Genomic DNA, 16054 nt, shown 5'->3' with positions numbered 1-16054 from the left:
TGCAGGCTGAAGTAACGAGAATGCGACGCGCAGTTTTCAAACTTCCAATCCTCCAACTCACAATCCTAACTTCTTTACAATTTCTCCCAGTGCACTTCTTACAGGAGAATCTTTCGGAAGCCGTATGATCGGCTTTCCATCACAGTCATACTGATATACCTGGTCATCATGTGGTACAACGCCTAACAGTTCCAATCCCTGATTTCGGATTTCTTCCAGAGTTCCGGCATCCAGTTTTCCATCCGGAACACGATTCACGATTAATCCAGTTTTCTGTGGTTTAAAGTTTAATTCATTCATCAGCTTTGCAATACGTCCGGCTGCCTGAACACCTCTTCTGGAACAGTCACTCACAAGAATCGCAACTTCCATCATTGGCAGAATTCCTCTGCTGATGTGTTCCATACCCGCTTCGTTATCAACCACAATATATGGATAATGGCTTTGCAGTTTCTGAACCTGGGTCTGCACAAGGCCATTTACAAAACAATAGCAGCCCTGTCCCTGGGTTCGTCCCATTACCATCAAATCATAATCGTCTTCTTCTGCAATCGCATCAGAAAGACGCATTTCCAGATATGCCTGTTTTGTCATACCGGAGGGAATCTGATATCGTGGGTCTATGCCTGCCCGCTCAATTTCTTCTCTCAGCTCCCCAAGTGTGACCTCCGGCTCAACACCGAGCACTTCGTTCAAATTTGCATTTGCATCTGCATCCACCGCTAGGACCGGACGTTTTCCGCTTTCACATAAATACTGGATCAACAATCCACAAAGAGTTGTTTTTCCTACGCCGCCTTTTCCTGATACTGCAATTACATGTCCCATGTTTTTCCTCCTAAAATTCTGAACAATCTGTTGACTTTTTCTTTAAACCTCATTATAGTTGTTACTATATAAATTACAATAATCAATCTGTGAGATTTGTATGGTTACTCAACACATCAGAAAAATTGTTGAGAAATTATATGATACTAACTAATACAGGAGTATATAATGTCAGAAAAAACGAGAAAACAAGATCGCCGTACCCGCTATACCAGGCAAACCATAAAAGATACGTTCTTAGAGTTGTTAAATCAGAAAAGTTTTACGAAAATTACAGTTACAGAGATCTGCAAAAATGCTGAAATCAACCGTGGCACTTTTTATCTTCATTACTACGATATCCATGATGTATTATCAGATATTTTTAATGATATGACTCAGGATATGTTAACAACTGTAGATCATTTATTCTGTCTAAATCAAAAAAGCTGTTCCTATCCGTTCTGTCAGAAAATACAGATGGAATCACAATACAGGGCACTGTTTCTGGATGATGCAATTGCCCCTATTCTTCTGGAAAAAATAGCAGAAAATACAAAAGAAGGCTATGTGACCTGGCTTATGTCACACAGCCTCCTGACCTTTGAACAGGCAGAATCGGTTTTTTATTTTCAAATGAATGGCTGCCTTTCCATCAACAGACTGATGCTCCGCAATCACTGTAATGACTGGAAACAGATTCAGACAGTAATCGACAAATTTATCAAAGCCGGGTTGGAAAGTTTTCTGATTCATGATCAGAGAGAAGAAAAGGCTTCCGATAATTTTTGCAGCAAAATTTCTCCAACTGTTACCGCATCTTCTACACTCAGATAATGATCGGCATGATCCTGAAGAAATATTTTGCCAGATGCAGGAAATTCTTCATCTGCAAACCATATCTTTAAAGTTACCGGATATCTTGGCAGAACTGGAAAAACAGCACACAGATCCGCCTTTGTCTCTGTGAATTCTGCACCCAGGTTTTTACATGCTTTCTGAATTTTCTCAGGATCTTTATCCTGCAAAAGCTTTTCCAGTTTCTGCTCTGCAGTCCGGTCAAACTTGGTTCCCCGTATCAATCCATCTTTCAGGTTACCAAAAGTAATGAGCTTCTGTGAGCCTTCTGTGCCATCGGCCATATCCAGATAATGCAGCAATGTCAGATAATGCCATTCGTCCACGTTTGAGTTAATACGAAACTCAGGGAGTTGAATTTCAATTGTTTCATAAAAACTCAGTACTTCAAGCACATTCCGGCTGCTATGAAAAACAGCCCCGCTTTTTGCAGCAATCTCCTCTCCGGAACGATTTTGCAGCCGTTTTACTGCTGCCTGCAACATTTCCTGAAATGCACGATTTTCTGTTTGATTTTTGTATTCCATAAGTTCTCCTTTGTGAGCATTTATAGTATCTGTGTTGACTTTTCCTTTAATCTCCATTATAGTTGTAATTATATTATTTACAATCATCAAAGCATTAAAAAATGTACAGTTTATCAACACATTAAAAAGAACTGTTGAGAACTTAGGATGTTTTAAACAAACCAGAAATATTTTCATCCCAAAAACGTGAAAACAAGATCATTATATCATACTACAAGGAGTTTCTTATCATGAAATATTCAACGAAATTAAGTGATACTGTTCATGTGATGGTTCTGATTGCTATCAACCAGGAAAAATCCCTCTCCAGTGCCTCAATTGCAGAAAGTGTCCATACAAATCCCGGCTTTGTACGCCAGCTTATGTTAAAACTAAAAAAAGCTGAACTTATGACCAGTGTAGCCGGACATGCCCGTCCTTCTCTTTCAAAACCAGCCGATCAGATTACATTGCTGGATATTTATAAAGCAGTTGAAGGTGATAAACCATTGCTTCATTTAGATACTCATACCAATCCAGATTGTGGCGTTGGTATTAACATTCAGTTATCTTTGCAGGGATTTTATAATGAAATTCAAAAGGCTGCCGAAGAAAAAATGAATACGATTACTTTGCAGGATATCATAGATACCTACTATCAGCGGATATCTATAGAAAATAACTTACAGAATATTATTTAACAGGAGAACACTTTCATGTACCTTCAGCAAATACGAAATGCTACCAAAACACTGTGGGAGAAGTAGACTATGAGAAAACAATCTGGTCAAGTTCATAGCAGGGAATCTTCTGCAACTCTCCAACTGACAGTAAGTTTACTCTATCCTTAATTGCTTAAGCTGGTTGTATATGAATAAAGAATGATGTATAGTATTTGCAAGAGGCACCTTCTTTCGTAAATGTTGTAAATGTTTGTTTCGTCACTTTCATTATACAACATCAAGAATCAAGGTGTCTTTCTTTTATGCAAAATCACGAACTTGCTCATTTATAGATAAAACGATTTTATTTCAAAAGCGGTTTTTACTAAAAATACGTCTGCCGTTTTTGGTCATTATTACTATGCATTGATACCTGGTCAAATTTCTTCCGAAAACAGATGATTTCAGGAATCAACTTGTCGGCACACTCCTTTGTAGTATGTTGTCTATCTTCCATTGAAATCTCTCTTCTTTGGTGATACAATGTGCTACAATGCTTATCAAAAGTTACATCATTTTGGGGGACATTTACACTACAAAGGAGAATTTTATTTATGTTTCAGGTTTTTGTTGATTCAGCGGCAAATCTGCCTGCTGTTACTGCGAAAAAATACGATATCCATGTCGTTTCTTTCGTCAATCTTGTGAATGGAAAAGAGCTGGTCTGCTTCGACCCGGATCTGTCACCGGAAGAGGAGCTTTCCAAAGGAAAAGAATATTACAATGCCATGCGCACCGGCTGTGAAATCAAGACCGGACTGATCAGCACCGCAAATTTTGCGGATGCGTTCCGCACCGCTCTTGAGGCAGATCAGGATGTCATCTATCTTTCCTTAAGCAAAAACATCAGCGGAACTTATAACTCCGCAAGACTTGCTGCCGAGGAGCTTCTTGAGGAATACGGCGGAAAACGTAAAATCCGCCTCGTCGATTCCCTGAATGCCTCTCTTGCACAGGGCATCCTCGCCATCTATGCCAGCGAAATGCGCGATCGGGGCATGAACGTAGACGAAGCGGCAGATCTTCTGGAAACCTACGTCGGCAAAATGAACGGCATTTTCACCGTCGGCGATCTGAAATATCTTTCCCGCACCGGAAGAATCAAGGGAAGTGTCGCTGTGGTCGGAAATATGCTGAAAATCAAACCGATTCTGCGTGGAAATGAAGATGGCTATATCGTTTCTTATAAGAATGTCCGCGGACGCAAGGCCGTTTTAAATGAACTGATTCGTCTTTTCTGTGAAACGATCGAAGACCCGGAAAACCAGATCGTCGGAATCGCACATGCAGATGCCTATGAGGAATCTCTTTATATGATGGAAGAAATCCAGAAAAGAGTGAAGGTGCGTGAATTTATCAATACTTCCTACGATTACTGCACCGGAAGCCACGTCGGACCGGATACGATCGCTTTGTTCTATCTCGGAAAAGACCGCAGTCTTCTGTAAAAGGAGCAACCAGACTAACCACTGCTGTTCCACTGTATTTTTTCCGAAATTGCTGCAAACAGCGGAAATACTGTTTCTTTTTTCCATGCATAATTCCACCTGTTTTTCCACATACTACCCATACAGTACAAATTATGGAAAGTACATTGCGGAAACAGGAGGAATTTTTCATATGAAAGCGACGGGAATTGTTCGAAGGATTGATGATCTGGGGCGTGTGGTAGTTCCCAAGGAAATCCGGCGCACGATGCGGATCCGGGAGGGACAGGCCATGGAAATTTATACCGGACGGGAGGGTGAGATTATCCTGAAAAAATACTCACCGATCGAAGAGCTGGCGGAATGCGCAGCAGGGTTTACAAAATCGATTTCAACGGTGACCGGATGTCTCGTCTGTGTTTCGGATCAGGAACAGATTGTAGCGGCAAACGGGCCGGAACAGAAAAATTATCTTGGCAAGTCCATCAGCAGCCGGCTGGAGGAAGCGATTCTGAACCGGAAAACAGTACTTGCGCGTCCCGGTGAAAAGGCTTATTTTTCAATTTTGGAAAACACAGACAATACTACTCCTCTGCCGGAGCTCATTTTTCCGATTCTCTCCTCCGGTGATGCCATCGGTTCGGTCATTCTCTGCGGCAAAGACAGGGAGTCCCTGCCGGGCGATACGGAAAAGAAGCTCCTCCAGGTAGCGGCAACGTACCTCGGACGGGAAATGGAAAACTAAACAGGGGATTTATCGAAGGCAATTTATCAAAGGCTTTTTGCATCATCCGCACCGGTTATGCAAGAGGCCTTTTCCTGTTATTCTGTAATTCGAGATATTCCAATTTTATCTTGCTATTTACACCTGCATTGTCTACAATAAAAATGACGTGCACGAAAACCTTCAGCCGATACGCCCGAAGCTTTTCTGTGCCTGCTTTTATAAGCCGGGAAAAATTCCCGGAGTATCCTACATTACACAAGGAGGAATTTCCATTCATGAAATACATTGCAAAGAAATTCGGCTCTCTCCTTCTTACGCTGCTTCTTGTATCCTTTTTATCGTTCTTTGCCTTTTCCGTCATACCCGGAGATGCGGCAAAATCGCAGCTTGGCACGGAGGCGACGCCGGAGCGGATTGAGGCTCTGCAAAAGGAAATGGGACTGGATCGGCCGGTTCTGGAACGGTATGCTTCGTGGGTAACCGGCTTTTTTCATGGAGATCTCGGCACCTCGTATTCATACTCGATGCCGGTCGGAGAACTGATCCGCGATAAAGTTCCGATTACCATCGCTATCACCGTTATCGCATTCCTGATGATCCTTGTTGTCTCGATTCCCATCGGCATTTTCACAGCACAGCACGCCGGAGGCCATCTGGACCGGCTGATCATGACGATCAATCAGGTGATCATGTCTGTGCCGGGATTTTTCATCGGTATTCTGATCACGTATCTTTTCGGTCTGATTCTCAAATGGTTTCAGCCGGGCGCCTATGTGCCGATTTCTGAAAATTTTTCCGGTTTTATCGGTTATCTTGTTGCACCGTCTGCCGCCATTGCACTTCCGCGCTGTTCCATGGCTGTCAAAATGCTGCGCAGCTCTGTGCTCTCACAGCTCGATGCCGACTATGTGCGCACCGCCTATTCCCGCGGAAACAGTACACGCCGTGTTATGTATCACCATGTGCTGAAAAACGCCCTGATTCCGGTACTGACCTTCTGGGGCATGACAATCGCAGATATTGTGGCAAACAGCATTATTCTGGAACAGGTTTTTTCGATTCCGGGCATGGGCAATCTTCTGATCACTTCGATCTCCAACCGCGATTACCCCGTGGTTCAGGGCATCCTTGTACTGATCGCCGCCCTCATTATTATCATCAATTTCGTGGTAGATCTGCTGTATGGCAGAATTGATCCGCGTATCCGCGTAAAAGACTGACGGGAGCTTTCGATCATCAGCTCCCGCGACCGAAAGGTCATGGGGAGCCGCCCACGACAAAGGAAAGGGTTTTCATTATGAAAAAGAAACGCAATCTCACGCTGATCATCGGAGCTGTTCTCACCGCTTTTATGCTTCTGTTTCTTCTGATCGGCTTTTTCTATACACCGTACGACCCGGATGCAATGAACGGCGCAGCCAAGTTTGCTGCTCCCTCTCTGTCGCACCCGTTCGGCTGCGATCACTTTGGACGCGATATTTTCAGCCGCGTCTTAAAAGGAACCGGTACAACCTTCTTCGTCGCTTTCGCTACTCTGCTGCTCGGCGGAACCATTGGTGTCCTCGTCGGTGCGTTCACCGGGTATTTTGGCGGATGGATTGACGAAATCCTGATGCGCATAAACGATGTCATTGTTTCCTTTCCGGGAATCCTGCTGGCGCTGGTATTTATCGCGCTGCTGGGTCCCGGCAAATACAACGTGATCCTTGCACTCGGTATCGTATTCATTCCGAGCTTTGCACGTATCACCAGAAGCGAATTTCTCGCACGCAAAGATATGGACTATGTCAAAAGTGCCCGTCTGATGGGTGTTTCCCATCTTCGGATCATATTTGTACATATCCTGCCAAATACGGTCCCGTCCCTTCTTTCGATGGCAGCAATCGGTTTCAACAACGCCGTTCTCTCCGAGGCCGGCATGAGCTTTCTCGGCATCGGTGTCCAGCCGCCCGATGCCTCGCTTGGACGGATGCTCTCAGAATCCCAGACGTATCTGATGACTGCTCCCTGGGGCTCTGTTTTCCCCGGTCTTGCTGTCATTTTACTGGCGCTTGGCGTATCGCTCCTCGGCGACGGATTACAGAAGAAAGGCGGTAACTGATATGGCACTTCTCGATGTACGTGACTTAAAAATTGCATTTTACGATACCACGCCACCGACCGAAGTGGTAAAAGGCATCTCCTTTTCCTTAGAAGAAGGTGAGACGCTTGGCATTGTCGGGGAATCCGGTTCCGGCAAAACCCAGACGGCGCTCTCCATTCTGCACCTTTTAAAGGAAAATTCCGCCGTATCCGGCGGAGAAATTCTCTACGAAGGTTCTTCCGTTGCGCACGCTTCCAGCCAGGATCTGCAGCGCATCCGCGGAAAAGAAATCAGTATGATTTTTCAGGAGCCGATGACCTCTTTAAATCCGGTTCTGACCATCGAAGAACAGATTGCAGAGGGACTGCTGATTCATGAGAGCTGCACACCGGCAGAACGTCATGAAAAGGTTCTTGCCATAATGCATGAGGTCGAGCTTCCCGACCCGGAAAAGCTTTGCAACAAATACCCTCACCAGCTCTCCGGCGGTCAGCGCCAGAGGGTGATGATCGCTGCGGCGCTTATTACAGAACCGAAGCTTCTGATTGCAGACGAGCCGACAACAGCTCTTGATGTGACGATTCAGTCGCAGATCTTAAAGCTGCTGAAAAAAATCAATGAACGCCATCACACGGCGATTCTTTTTATCTCACACGACCTCGGCGTCATCCGTTCGCTCTGTGACCGGGTCATCGTCATGAATCATGGGACGATTGTGGAATCCGGCAGTGTGGACGATGTCTTTTTCCACCCGAAGGAAGACTACACCCGCCGCCTGCTTGATGCAATTCCGAACCGACGAACATCGCTGCGAAAGCGAATCAAAATCGCTCCAACAGCTCAATGGCCGACAGGCTCTGACAAAAAAGCTGCTCCGCCTGCGGAAAAGGAGGAATAACCCATGGAAGAAATCAGTCCAAACAACATTCTGAAAGTCAGCCATATTTCTGCCTCCTATCAGGAGGGAAAGCAGAGAAAAACGGTGCTTCATGATATCTCTTTCGAGCTTCATGAAAATGAAATTCTCGGTCTCGTCGGAGAGAGCGGATGCGGAAAATCGACACTCTCCAAAGTGATCTTAGGATTTATCCGCCCAGATGAGGGCGAAATAATTTCGCAGGTCGACCATCCGCAGATGATTTTCCAGGACCCGTTTTCCTCCCTGAATCCGGCGAAGAAAATCTCCTGGATTTTAGAAGAACCGCTTCGGATGCAGAAGGTTCCGAAAGAAGAACGAAAAAAACGGGTTCTTGCGATGGCTGAAAGAGTCGGTCTCTCCGCAGAGCACCTGAAACGCCGCCCGCATGAGCTCTCCGGCGGCCAGCGCCAGAGAGTCAGCATCGCGGCCGCACTGATCCAGGGCTCACGCCTGATCCTTGCCGACGAACCGGTTTCCGCTCTCGATGTGACGATTCAGAAGCAGATCATGGAGCTGATGGTTCAGCTTCAGGAGGAGCTTCAGCTCTCGATTCTCTTTATCTCGCATGACCTCAACGTGATCTATCAGATGTGCGACCGGGTTCTCGTGATGAAAGAAGGCCGGATTGTGGAGAACGCGGAGACGGAAGAACTGTTTGCGCATCCGCAGAATGATTATACAAAGGAGCTTCTGGCGGCATCACCGGAGCTGTAGTTTTATTTCCAGCATTCTCTAAACACCCGAAGTACATTCTTGGAAAAGACCTTCTCGATCTCCTCATCGGTGAAACCGTCGTGGCTCATCACATCTGCGAGATGCTGCATATGCGCGGTGTCCGGCACATCCGTTTCACCGCTGAAACCGTCAAAATCGGTTCCAAGGCCGATGATATCGATACCGCCGACGTTGCGCAGATATTTCATATGGCGTACCATATCCATCGTCGATGCCTTTTTCGTTGCCGGCTCCTCCTCGCGCAGAAACGACGGACAGAAATTGATACCGGTGACGCCGCCACGCTCTGCGAGCTGACGAATCATTTCATCTGAAAGGTTTCGCAGATGGAAGCACGCACCGCGCGCATTGGAATGGGATGCAATGACCGGACCTCTCGTATGTGCAAAAACATCGCGGATTCCGGCATCATTTAAGTGTGATAAATCGATCACTATGCCGAGCCGCTCCATCTCCTCGACAAAGGTAATACCGGTCGGCGTCAGCCCGTTTTCAAGATCCGGAAGATATGGCTTTCCCTCTTCCTGCGCCGGGTTTGGGAATCCGAGTTCATTCGGGAAGTTCCAGGTCAGTGTGGAAATCCGCACGCCGAGATCGTACATCGTATGCAGTTTTTCAATACTTCCCTCGTAAACACCACCCTCTTCGACGGTCATCACCGCGCCTATTTTTCCTTCCTTCTGTACCTGCATCAGATCCGCATACGTTTTGATCTGACAAATGCGGTCCGGATACCGTTCCACCTCTGATTTCCAGAGATCAGCCAGCTTTCTCACATGCTCAAACGGCGTTTCGTCTTTCAGTCCCTTCAGGAACGTAAACAAAGAAAAGCACTGGCAGAGGCTGCCGCCCTTTTCCAGCTTATCCAGATTGATCTGAAGATCCGCATCCGCAAGATGCTCCTGTTTTTCCTTCCACTGCAGCGCAGGAATTGTGTCACAGTGCATATCAATTACCTGAAACATACCCTTTAACCTCTTTTCCATTTTTTTCTATTCTATCATATTTCGCCGGATTCTTTCTATTTTTTCGGTTTTTCCGGGAAAAAACTTGAAAATTGCAGATGAGATGATATACTTTTTTCATTATGTACTGCAGTTGCCGGTTTTTACGCTGCAAACCGGCAGCTGCTTTCTCACTGATCAAACAGCAGAGCCCGTTTCAAAGAACATGCCCGCAAACCAGAGTGTATTCGAAAAAGGGTTCAAGAAAGAGGTATCTATGCTCCAACTGATTGAAACCATCAACAATGCCGTGAACAATTTTATCTGGGGTGTTCCGGCTATGATCTGTATTTTCGGTGTCGGCCTTTACCTGAGTCTGCGCACCCGTTTTCTCCAGATTCGAAAATTCCCGTATGCGATCCGCACAACGCTTGGAAGAATGTTCCGCAAAAGAGATGCTTCCGATGGCGCAATTACACCGTTCCAGGCGGTCTGTACAGCACTTGCTGCCACGGTTGGTACCGGTAATATTGCCGGTGTTGCCGGCGCTATCGCTATCGGCGGACCCGGCGCCGTATTCTGGATGTGGATTTCCGCTCTGCTCGGCATGTGTACGAAATTTGCCGAGGTAACACTGGCTGTTTTCTATCACGAGAAAAATGCCAACGGGGAACTCGTCGGCGGACCGATGTATTACATCAAAAACGGTCTCAGCAAAAAATGGCATTTTCTGGCCTATCTTTTCGCTGCTTTCGGTGTACTGACTGTGTTCGGAACCGGAAATGCAACGCAGGTCAACACCATCACAACCGCAGTCAACTCCGCACTGATGAATTACCATGTGATCTCAAAGGACGCGGTCCCGACCTCCAACCTGATTCAGGGTATCATCATTGCGGCACTCGTAGCGCTGATCCTGCTCGGCGGTGTCAAACGGATCGCACAGGTAACAGAAAAGCTCGTTCCGTTTATGGCTCTGTTTTATATTGTCCTTGCCATCGGTGTAATTTTGCTGAACCTCAACCGGATTCCGTCTGTTTTCGTTTCGATCCTTGAGGGCGCCTTCCGTCCCTCCGCCGTTACAGGCGGTATCGTCGGAAGCATGCTTATGAGTGTAAAAAAAGGTGTGTCCCGCGGTATTTTCTCAAACGAGGCAGGTCTTGGTACCGGTTCGATCGCGCACGCCTGTGCCGACACAAAAAAGCCGGTCAAACAGGGTATGTTCGGTATCTTTGAGGTATTTACTGATACGATCGTGATTTGTACCTTAACTGCACTTGTTATTCTCTGCAGCGGTACTTCCATCACCTACGGACAGGCTGCCGGCGCAGAGCTGACCATCAGCGGTTTTACCCTTACATACGGAAACTGGGTTTCGCTGCTCACCGCGTTCGCGATGTGCTGCTTCGCCTTTTCCACGATTCTCGGATGGGGACTTTACGGTGCACGCTGCATCGAGTTTTTATTCTCCGAAAGAATCACAAAATATTTTATGGCCGCCTATGCGCTGGTTGCCATCCTTGGCGCCACCGCAAACCTCGGCCTGATGTGGAGCATTGCCGAGACCTTCAACGGTCTCATGGCGATCCCAAACCTGATTGCGCTCTTCCTGCTTTCGGGCAAGGTTGTGGAGCTTACAAAGGAATACTTTTCCGGAGAAGGCAAAACCCGGTAAAATTCCTTTTCTCGCGGCGCATTCCCTTCTTCTGTAAGAAAATCATGTAAATTCGCCTTTTCCCTTGACAATCAGGTTGCTACCCCTTACACTGTTAAAAGTTTATAACATGTTTACCAAAGAGGGAAAACCGGGAGGAACTTTTGAATGGAAAAATGGAATGAAGTAAAACTGGTGCCGGAGTTTTCGGAACAGGGCGTGGACTGCTATCGCCTCGCAGGCGGCGATTATGAGAACGAATACTATGTCGTTTCCGAAGCAGAGACAAGAAAGCTTCTGAACACACCGGAGGTTGTCGGATATGAGGTTTATCACTGCCTGATTCCGTCTACTTCACAGATGCTTTATTATTTTAAAGAGCAGGGAAAGGTAACCGCAGCCAACATCCTTTCCATCCTGCGCGGCGCTTTGAATTATCCGCTGGAGGAAAGCTGCTACCGTGAGCACATTCGTGTACATGACATCAGTTTTCTGTCAAGTGAGCGCGTCTTTAAAGAGGAAGAAATCGCAGGGCTGGAAATCAAATACAGCAAGCTGACGATGGTTCCGGGAAGTACACTTCTGATCGGCGATATCATCGCAACGGGTGAAACGCTGATCCACTGCCTGCGCTACGTAACCGATTTCTACCGTGAGCACGGTGCTTCCCTTCGCAACATTATCATCTTTACGATCGGCGGCACAACCGGAATCAAAATTCTGGAACGTCTCACAAAAGAAATCCGCGAGTTCTGGCCGGAGTTTGAAGGCTTTATCACCGTATATTACGAAGGAATCTTCAGCACCTATCAGGACAGGGGCGTATCTGGAATCAATCTGCCGGATGTCGATTTCTACTGGAAAGACGGTATCATTGCACCGGAGTTCCGAAGAGAAACGCTTTCCATGCGCGATCCTCTGTTTGAAAAATGCATCATCTACGATGGCGGTGCAAGACGCTATGAAATCCATGAGCATGTCGAGGAGGTTCTCGATTTCTGGAATAAAATGCTGGAGAAGGCCGACCGGATCGACTTCACCAGACTGCTCGAGGAGAAGCTCGGCTGCCCGCTTGGCGCATCCTACGAAGAGTGGATTCACATCAATCACTATGAAGAAATCGATGAACGTGTGACCAAATGGCTGTACCGCCAGGAAAAAGGCTATATTGCAAGCCTTGGCGATGCTACCCTGAAAGAAATTGCGGCTGAACGAATTGAAGAGTTTACCGCAGCACTTCGCAAATACATGCTGTAACAAAAAACCATTTCTTACGGTTCGCTGAATTTCGGCGAACCGTAATCACAGTTTTCAGGAGATATTATGGAAAAAGAAAAGAAAGTAAAAGATGTTGACTTCGCGGACAGCGCGGTTCCGTCTTCTGCCCGGAAAAATGTAGTAACCATGTTTATGATCATGCTTGGCTTCACCTTCTTCTCGGCAAGCATGTGGGTCGGCCAGCAGCTCGCTGACGGCCTCGATTTCTGGGGCTTTTTGGGATCACTGATCCTTGGTGGAATCATTCTTGGTATTTATACCGGTCTGCTCGGCTACGTCGGTGCAAAAACCGGTCTGTCACTTGATCTTTTGTCCCAGAGAGCCTTTGGCGAAAAAGGTTCCTATCTGCCGTCAGCCATGACCAGCTTTACGCAGATCGGATGGTTTGGTGTCGGTCTTGCCATGTTTGCAATTCCGGTTTCCAAGGAGCTGCTCGGCGGAAGCACTGCGGCACAGTGGGGACTTGTTCTTCTTGCCGGCGTCTGCATGACCGCCTCTGCCTATTTTGGTATTGAATCTCTGACCATCGTCAGCTATATCGCTGTACCAAGTGTTGCCATTCTCGGAACGATCGCCATGGTCATGGCCGTAATGAGAGGCGACGGAACGATCATCGATCAGTTTGCCAAATCCAGCGGATCTCTGACTATCATCGGCGGTGCCGGTCTTGTCATCGGCTCCTTCGTTTCCGGCGGAACCGCAACCCCGAACTTCGCACGTTTTGCAAAGGACGGAAAAGCGGGTGCCATCACCACGGTTGTGGCCTTCTTCATCGGAAACTCCCTGATGTTCTTCTTCGGTGCCGTTTCCTCGATCTTTGTCGGCGGAAACGATATCTTCGAGGTTATGGTCCGCCTGAACCTGTTCTACCTGGCTGTTCTCGTTCTCGGTCTTAATATCTGGACTACAAACGACAACGCTCTGTATACCGCAGGTCTTGGTCTTGCCAACATCTTCCATCAGAGGAAAAAACCGATGGTTCTCCTTTCCGGTATCATCGGAACGGTTGCCTCCGTATGGCTGTACTACAACTTCTGCGGCTGGCTCAACATTCTGAATTGTACCCTGCCGCCGGTCGGCATGATTCTGGTGCTCGCCTACTTCATGAACAAAAAGGACTTTGAAACCGATCAGCCGAAGCTTAAAACCGTAGACTGGTTTGCGGTTGCCGGTGTCATTCTCGGTGCCATTGTTGCGAACCTCTTATACTGGGGCATCGCTTCCATCAACGGCATGGTTGTTGCCGCTGTATGCTACTGTGTCGGTCAGGCCGTAAACAAAAGAAAATAAGCAAAATCGTCCTGAATATGTTCCTGTATCTTATCTCCGGAACATGTTCAGGGCTTTTTATTTTTTCGGATTCGCGTTATAATATATGCATAACTCTGCATAGTTACAATTTTCGAAGCGAAAGGAAACTACCCGGATGATCCATTCCACCGTATCTGCTCCCAAAGGAGAAAAAACAAAATACCGTCTTGCCGAATCCATGAAGGAGTGCATGAAAACAACACCCGTTGAAGAGATCACCGTGCGCCAGATCTGTGAAATCTGCGGTGTTACCCGCCAGACCTTCTACCGCAATTTTCTCGACAAATACGATCTAATCAACTGGTACTTTGATAAATTACTGACAAAATCCTTCGAACATATGGGGCGCGGAACGACCGTTTTTGACAGTCTGGAAAAGAAATTTACCTATATTCAGAAAGAAAAAGCTTTTTTCGCCGCTGCCTTCCGCTACGACAAGCAGAATTCTCTGCGTGAGCACGATTTTGACCTGATTCTCGCGTTCTACGAAAATCTGATTCACGAAAAAAGCGGCAGTCCGGTTTCACCGGAAATGCATTTTCTTCTCGAAATGTACTGTCAGGGTTCCATCACCATGACCGTAAAATGGGTGCTTACCGGCATGGATCTGACACCTTCCGAGTTTGCAGCTCTTCTCGTCCGGGCAATGCCGGAAGACTTAAAAAAACTGTTCCGGAATCTGCAGCTGCTCTCTTAGAGCGCGTGTCAAAGTGGGGCTTGCAGATTGCGGAAATGGTTTTTCAGACACTCTCTGGTTATTTTTCACAAATTTTGTTCTGTTGTTTTTGTCACAATGGCGATTTTTTTTAAAGTGTTACACTTCGCTTCTTCTGTCACTTTCTTTTTCCCTTCCGGATTTGTTAATATAATAACAAGTTCAGTAAAACCATTTATTCATTTTAGAAGGGAGTTTTTCAATCATGGCAAATCGTATTAATTTAAATGCAACCTCTTATCACGGAGCAGGCGCTATTGCCGAGATCGCAAATGAAGCAAAGGCACACGGCTTCAAGAAAGCTTTCGTATGCTCTGACCCGGATCTGATTAAATTCAACGTTACTTCCAAAGTAACCGATATTCTGACCGCAAACGGACTCGACTATGAGCTTTACAGCGATATCAAGCCAAACCCGACCATCGAAAACGTAAAACACGGCGTAGAAGCTTTCAAGGCATCCGGCGCTGACTATCTGATCGCCATCGGCGGCGGTTCTTCTATGGATACCTCCAAAGCAATCGGTATCATCATCGCAAACCCGGAGTTTGAGGATGTCAGAAGCCTTGAAGGCACTGCACCGACCAAAAATCCATGCGTACCGATCATCGCTGTTCCGACCACAGCCGGTACTGCTGCAGAGGTTACCATCAACTACGTTATCACAGACGTTGAAAGAAAACGTAAATTCGTATGCGTTGACCCGCACGATATGCCAATCATCGCAGTTGTTGACCCGGATATGATGTCCTCCATGCCAAAAGGACTGACCGCTTCTACCGGTATGGACGCTCTGACCCACGCAATCGAGGGTTACACCACAAAAGCTGCATGGGAAATGACTGACATGTTCCATCTCAAAGCCATCGAACTCATCTCCAAATCTCTGCGCGGTGCTGTCGCAAACACCAAAGAGGGACGCGAAGGAATGGCTCTTGGCCAGTACATCGCAGGTATGGGCTTCTCCAACGTAGGTCTTGGAATCGCTCACTCCATGGCACACACCCTTGGTGCTGTTTATGATACCCCACACGGTGTTGCATGTGCCATGATGCTTCCGATCGTTATGGAATACAACCAGGAGTGCACCGGTGAGAAATACCGCGAAATCGCACGTGCCATGGGCGTTACAGGTGTAGACGAAATGTCTCAGGAAGAGTACAGAAAAGCAGCGATTGATGCTGTTAAGAAGCTGTCCGCAGACGTTGGAATCCCATCTGTTCTCGAGGCAGTCAAAGAAGAAGATCTGCAGTTCCTTGCAGATTCCGCACACGCAGATGCCTGCGCACCGGGCAACCCGAAGGATGCAAGCGTAGAAGATCTGAAGGATCTGTTCCGCAAAATCATGGCGTAACGAACACAATTCGT

General features: G+C 46.8%; 16 protein-coding genes. 13 read left to right on the top strand and 3 right to left on the bottom strand.

The window, feature by feature from the left end; translation table 11 throughout:
* Positions 1–57: 57 nt before the first annotated feature.
* Positions 58–828, bottom strand: coding sequence for an ATP-binding protein (locus PGS38_RS12545; protein WP_117762263.1), 771 nt, complete (start codon positions 826–828; stop codon positions 58–60).
* A 168-nt stretch (positions 829–996) separates the two neighbouring features.
* On the opposite strand from PGS38_RS12545, the gene PGS38_RS12540 reads away from it, so the two are divergent.
* Positions 997–1644, top strand: coding sequence for a TetR/AcrR family transcriptional regulator (locus PGS38_RS12540; RefSeq protein ID WP_019162593.1), 648 nt, complete (start codon positions 997–999; stop codon positions 1642–1644).
* Here PGS38_RS12540 and PGS38_RS12535 read toward each other — a convergent pair.
* On the bottom strand, positions 1566–2192 hold the full coding sequence (locus PGS38_RS12535; RefSeq protein WP_055226247.1) for a DUF3786 domain-containing protein: 627 nt from the start codon (positions 2190–2192) through the stop codon (positions 1566–1568). The two genes, PGS38_RS12540 and PGS38_RS12535, sit on opposite strands and share 79 nt — an antisense overlap.
* A 230-nt stretch (positions 2193–2422) precedes the next feature.
* On the opposite strand from PGS38_RS12535, the gene PGS38_RS12530 reads away from it, so the two are divergent.
* From PGS38_RS12530 to PGS38_RS12500, 7 genes are all read left to right on the top strand, one after another.
* Positions 2423–2872, top strand: a complete 450-nt coding sequence (locus tag PGS38_RS12530) for an Rrf2 family transcriptional regulator (RefSeq protein WP_055221751.1) — start codon at positions 2423–2425, stop codon at positions 2870–2872.
* Between the two features lie 575 nt (positions 2873–3447).
* Positions 3448–4341 carry a DegV family protein gene (locus tag PGS38_RS12525; protein WP_118595257.1) on the top strand — a complete coding sequence of 298 codons (894 nt, stop codon included), beginning with the start codon at positions 3448–3450 and terminating at the stop codon, positions 4339–4341.
* Positions 4342–4513: 172 nt separating this feature from the next.
* Positions 4514–5065 (top strand): stage V sporulation T C-terminal domain-containing protein, encoded by a 552-nt coding sequence (locus tag PGS38_RS12520; RefSeq protein ID WP_055221761.1) that lies wholly within the window; start codon positions 4514–4516, stop codon positions 5063–5065.
* A 257-nt stretch (positions 5066–5322) separates the two neighbouring features.
* The gene (locus PGS38_RS12515) at positions 5323–6267 is read left to right on the top strand and encodes an ABC transporter permease (RefSeq protein ID WP_022462693.1); all 945 of its coding nucleotides are present in this window, start codon (positions 5323–5325) and stop codon (positions 6265–6267) included.
* Positions 6268–6344: 77 nt separating this feature from the next.
* On the top strand, positions 6345–7148 hold the full coding sequence (locus PGS38_RS12510; RefSeq protein ID WP_022462692.1) for an ABC transporter permease: 804 nt from the start codon (positions 6345–6347) through the stop codon (positions 7146–7148).
* A 1-nt stretch (position 7149) separates the two neighbouring features.
* Complete coding sequence (locus PGS38_RS12505; protein ID WP_117510044.1) at positions 7150–8028, top strand: ATP-binding cassette domain-containing protein; 879 nt, start codon at positions 7150–7152, stop codon at positions 8026–8028.
* Between the two features lie 3 nt (positions 8029–8031).
* Complete coding sequence (locus PGS38_RS12500; protein ID WP_117510043.1) at positions 8032–8763, top strand: ABC transporter ATP-binding protein; 732 nt, start codon at positions 8032–8034, stop codon at positions 8761–8763.
* Between the two features lie 2 nt (positions 8764–8765).
* Here PGS38_RS12500 and PGS38_RS12495 read toward each other — a convergent pair whose 3' ends face one another.
* Positions 8766–9749 carry a dipeptidase gene (locus PGS38_RS12495; protein WP_270476348.1) on the bottom strand — a complete coding sequence of 328 codons (984 nt, stop codon included), beginning with the start codon at positions 9747–9749 and terminating at the stop codon, positions 8766–8768.
* Positions 9750–10005: 256 nt separating this feature from the next.
* On the opposite strand from PGS38_RS12495, the gene PGS38_RS12490 reads away from it, so the two are divergent.
* From PGS38_RS12490 to fucO, 5 genes are all read left to right on the top strand, one after another.
* Positions 10006–11403: an alanine/glycine:cation symporter family protein gene (locus PGS38_RS12490; protein ID WP_270476346.1), complete on the top strand. Its 1398-nt coding sequence runs from the start codon at positions 10006–10008 to the stop codon at positions 11401–11403.
* Between the two features lie 147 nt (positions 11404–11550).
* Complete coding sequence (locus PGS38_RS12485; RefSeq protein ID WP_117804457.1) at positions 11551–12639, top strand: phosphoribosyltransferase; 1089 nt, start codon at positions 11551–11553, stop codon at positions 12637–12639.
* A gap of 66 nt (positions 12640–12705) precedes the next feature.
* Entirely contained in the window at positions 12706–13950 is a 1245-nt protein-coding gene (gene codB / locus PGS38_RS12480; RefSeq protein ID WP_117804458.1) for a cytosine permease, read from the top strand.
* Positions 13951–14086: 136 nt separating this feature from the next.
* Positions 14087–14668 carry a TetR/AcrR family transcriptional regulator C-terminal domain-containing protein gene (locus PGS38_RS12475; RefSeq protein WP_022462686.1) on the top strand — a complete coding sequence of 194 codons (582 nt, stop codon included), beginning with the start codon at positions 14087–14089 and terminating at the stop codon, positions 14666–14668.
* 223 nt (positions 14669–14891) lie between these two features.
* The gene (gene fucO, locus PGS38_RS12470) at positions 14892–16040 is read left to right on the top strand and encodes a lactaldehyde reductase (RefSeq protein ID WP_055226239.1); all 1149 of its coding nucleotides are present in this window, start codon (positions 14892–14894) and stop codon (positions 16038–16040) included.
* The last annotated feature ends 14 nt before the right edge of the window (positions 16041–16054 follow it).

It is taken from the genome of Fusicatenibacter saccharivorans (genome assembly GCF_027667425.1).
GTDB lineage: Bacteria > Bacillota > Clostridia > Lachnospirales > Lachnospiraceae > Fusicatenibacter > Fusicatenibacter saccharivorans.
This window is presented reverse-complemented; position numbering and strand designations above follow the sequence as displayed.

Bases quoted from the DNA above. Each gene is read 5' to 3' on its own strand.
- PGS38_RS12545 (WP_117762263.1), bottom strand. From the start codon at position 828: ATGGGACATGTAATTGCAGTATCAGGAAAAGGCGGCGTAGGAAAAACA.
- PGS38_RS12540 (WP_019162593.1), top strand. From the start codon at position 997: ATGTCAGAAAAAACGAGAAAACAAGATCGCCGTACCCGCTATACCAGG.
- PGS38_RS12535 (WP_055226247.1), bottom strand. From the start codon at position 2,192: ATGGAATACAAAAATCAAACAGAAAATCGTGCATTTCAGGAAATGTTG.
- PGS38_RS12530 (WP_055221751.1), top strand. From the start codon at position 2,423: ATGAAATATTCAACGAAATTAAGTGATACTGTTCATGTGATGGTTCTG.
- PGS38_RS12525 (WP_118595257.1), top strand. From the start codon at position 3,448: ATGTTTCAGGTTTTTGTTGATTCAGCGGCAAATCTGCCTGCTGTTACT.
- PGS38_RS12520 (WP_055221761.1), top strand. From the start codon at position 4,514: ATGAAAGCGACGGGAATTGTTCGAAGGATTGATGATCTGGGGCGTGTG.
- PGS38_RS12515 (WP_022462693.1), top strand. From the start codon at position 5,323: ATGAAATACATTGCAAAGAAATTCGGCTCTCTCCTTCTTACGCTGCTT.
- PGS38_RS12510 (WP_022462692.1), top strand. From the start codon at position 6,345: ATGAAAAAGAAACGCAATCTCACGCTGATCATCGGAGCTGTTCTCACC.
- PGS38_RS12505 (WP_117510044.1), top strand. From the start codon at position 7,150: ATGGCACTTCTCGATGTACGTGACTTAAAAATTGCATTTTACGATACC.
- PGS38_RS12500 (WP_117510043.1), top strand. From the start codon at position 8,032: ATGGAAGAAATCAGTCCAAACAACATTCTGAAAGTCAGCCATATTTCT.
- PGS38_RS12495 (WP_270476348.1), bottom strand. From the start codon at position 9,749: ATGTTTCAGGTAATTGATATGCACTGTGACACAATTCCTGCGCTGCAG.
- PGS38_RS12490 (WP_270476346.1), top strand. From the start codon at position 10,006: ATGCTCCAACTGATTGAAACCATCAACAATGCCGTGAACAATTTTATC.
- PGS38_RS12485 (WP_117804457.1), top strand. From the start codon at position 11,551: ATGGAAAAATGGAATGAAGTAAAACTGGTGCCGGAGTTTTCGGAACAG.
- codB (WP_117804458.1), top strand. From the start codon at position 12,706: ATGGAAAAAGAAAAGAAAGTAAAAGATGTTGACTTCGCGGACAGCGCG.
- PGS38_RS12475 (WP_022462686.1), top strand. From the start codon at position 14,087: ATGATCCATTCCACCGTATCTGCTCCCAAAGGAGAAAAAACAAAATAC.
- fucO (WP_055226239.1), top strand. From the start codon at position 14,892: ATGGCAAATCGTATTAATTTAAATGCAACCTCTTATCACGGAGCAGGC.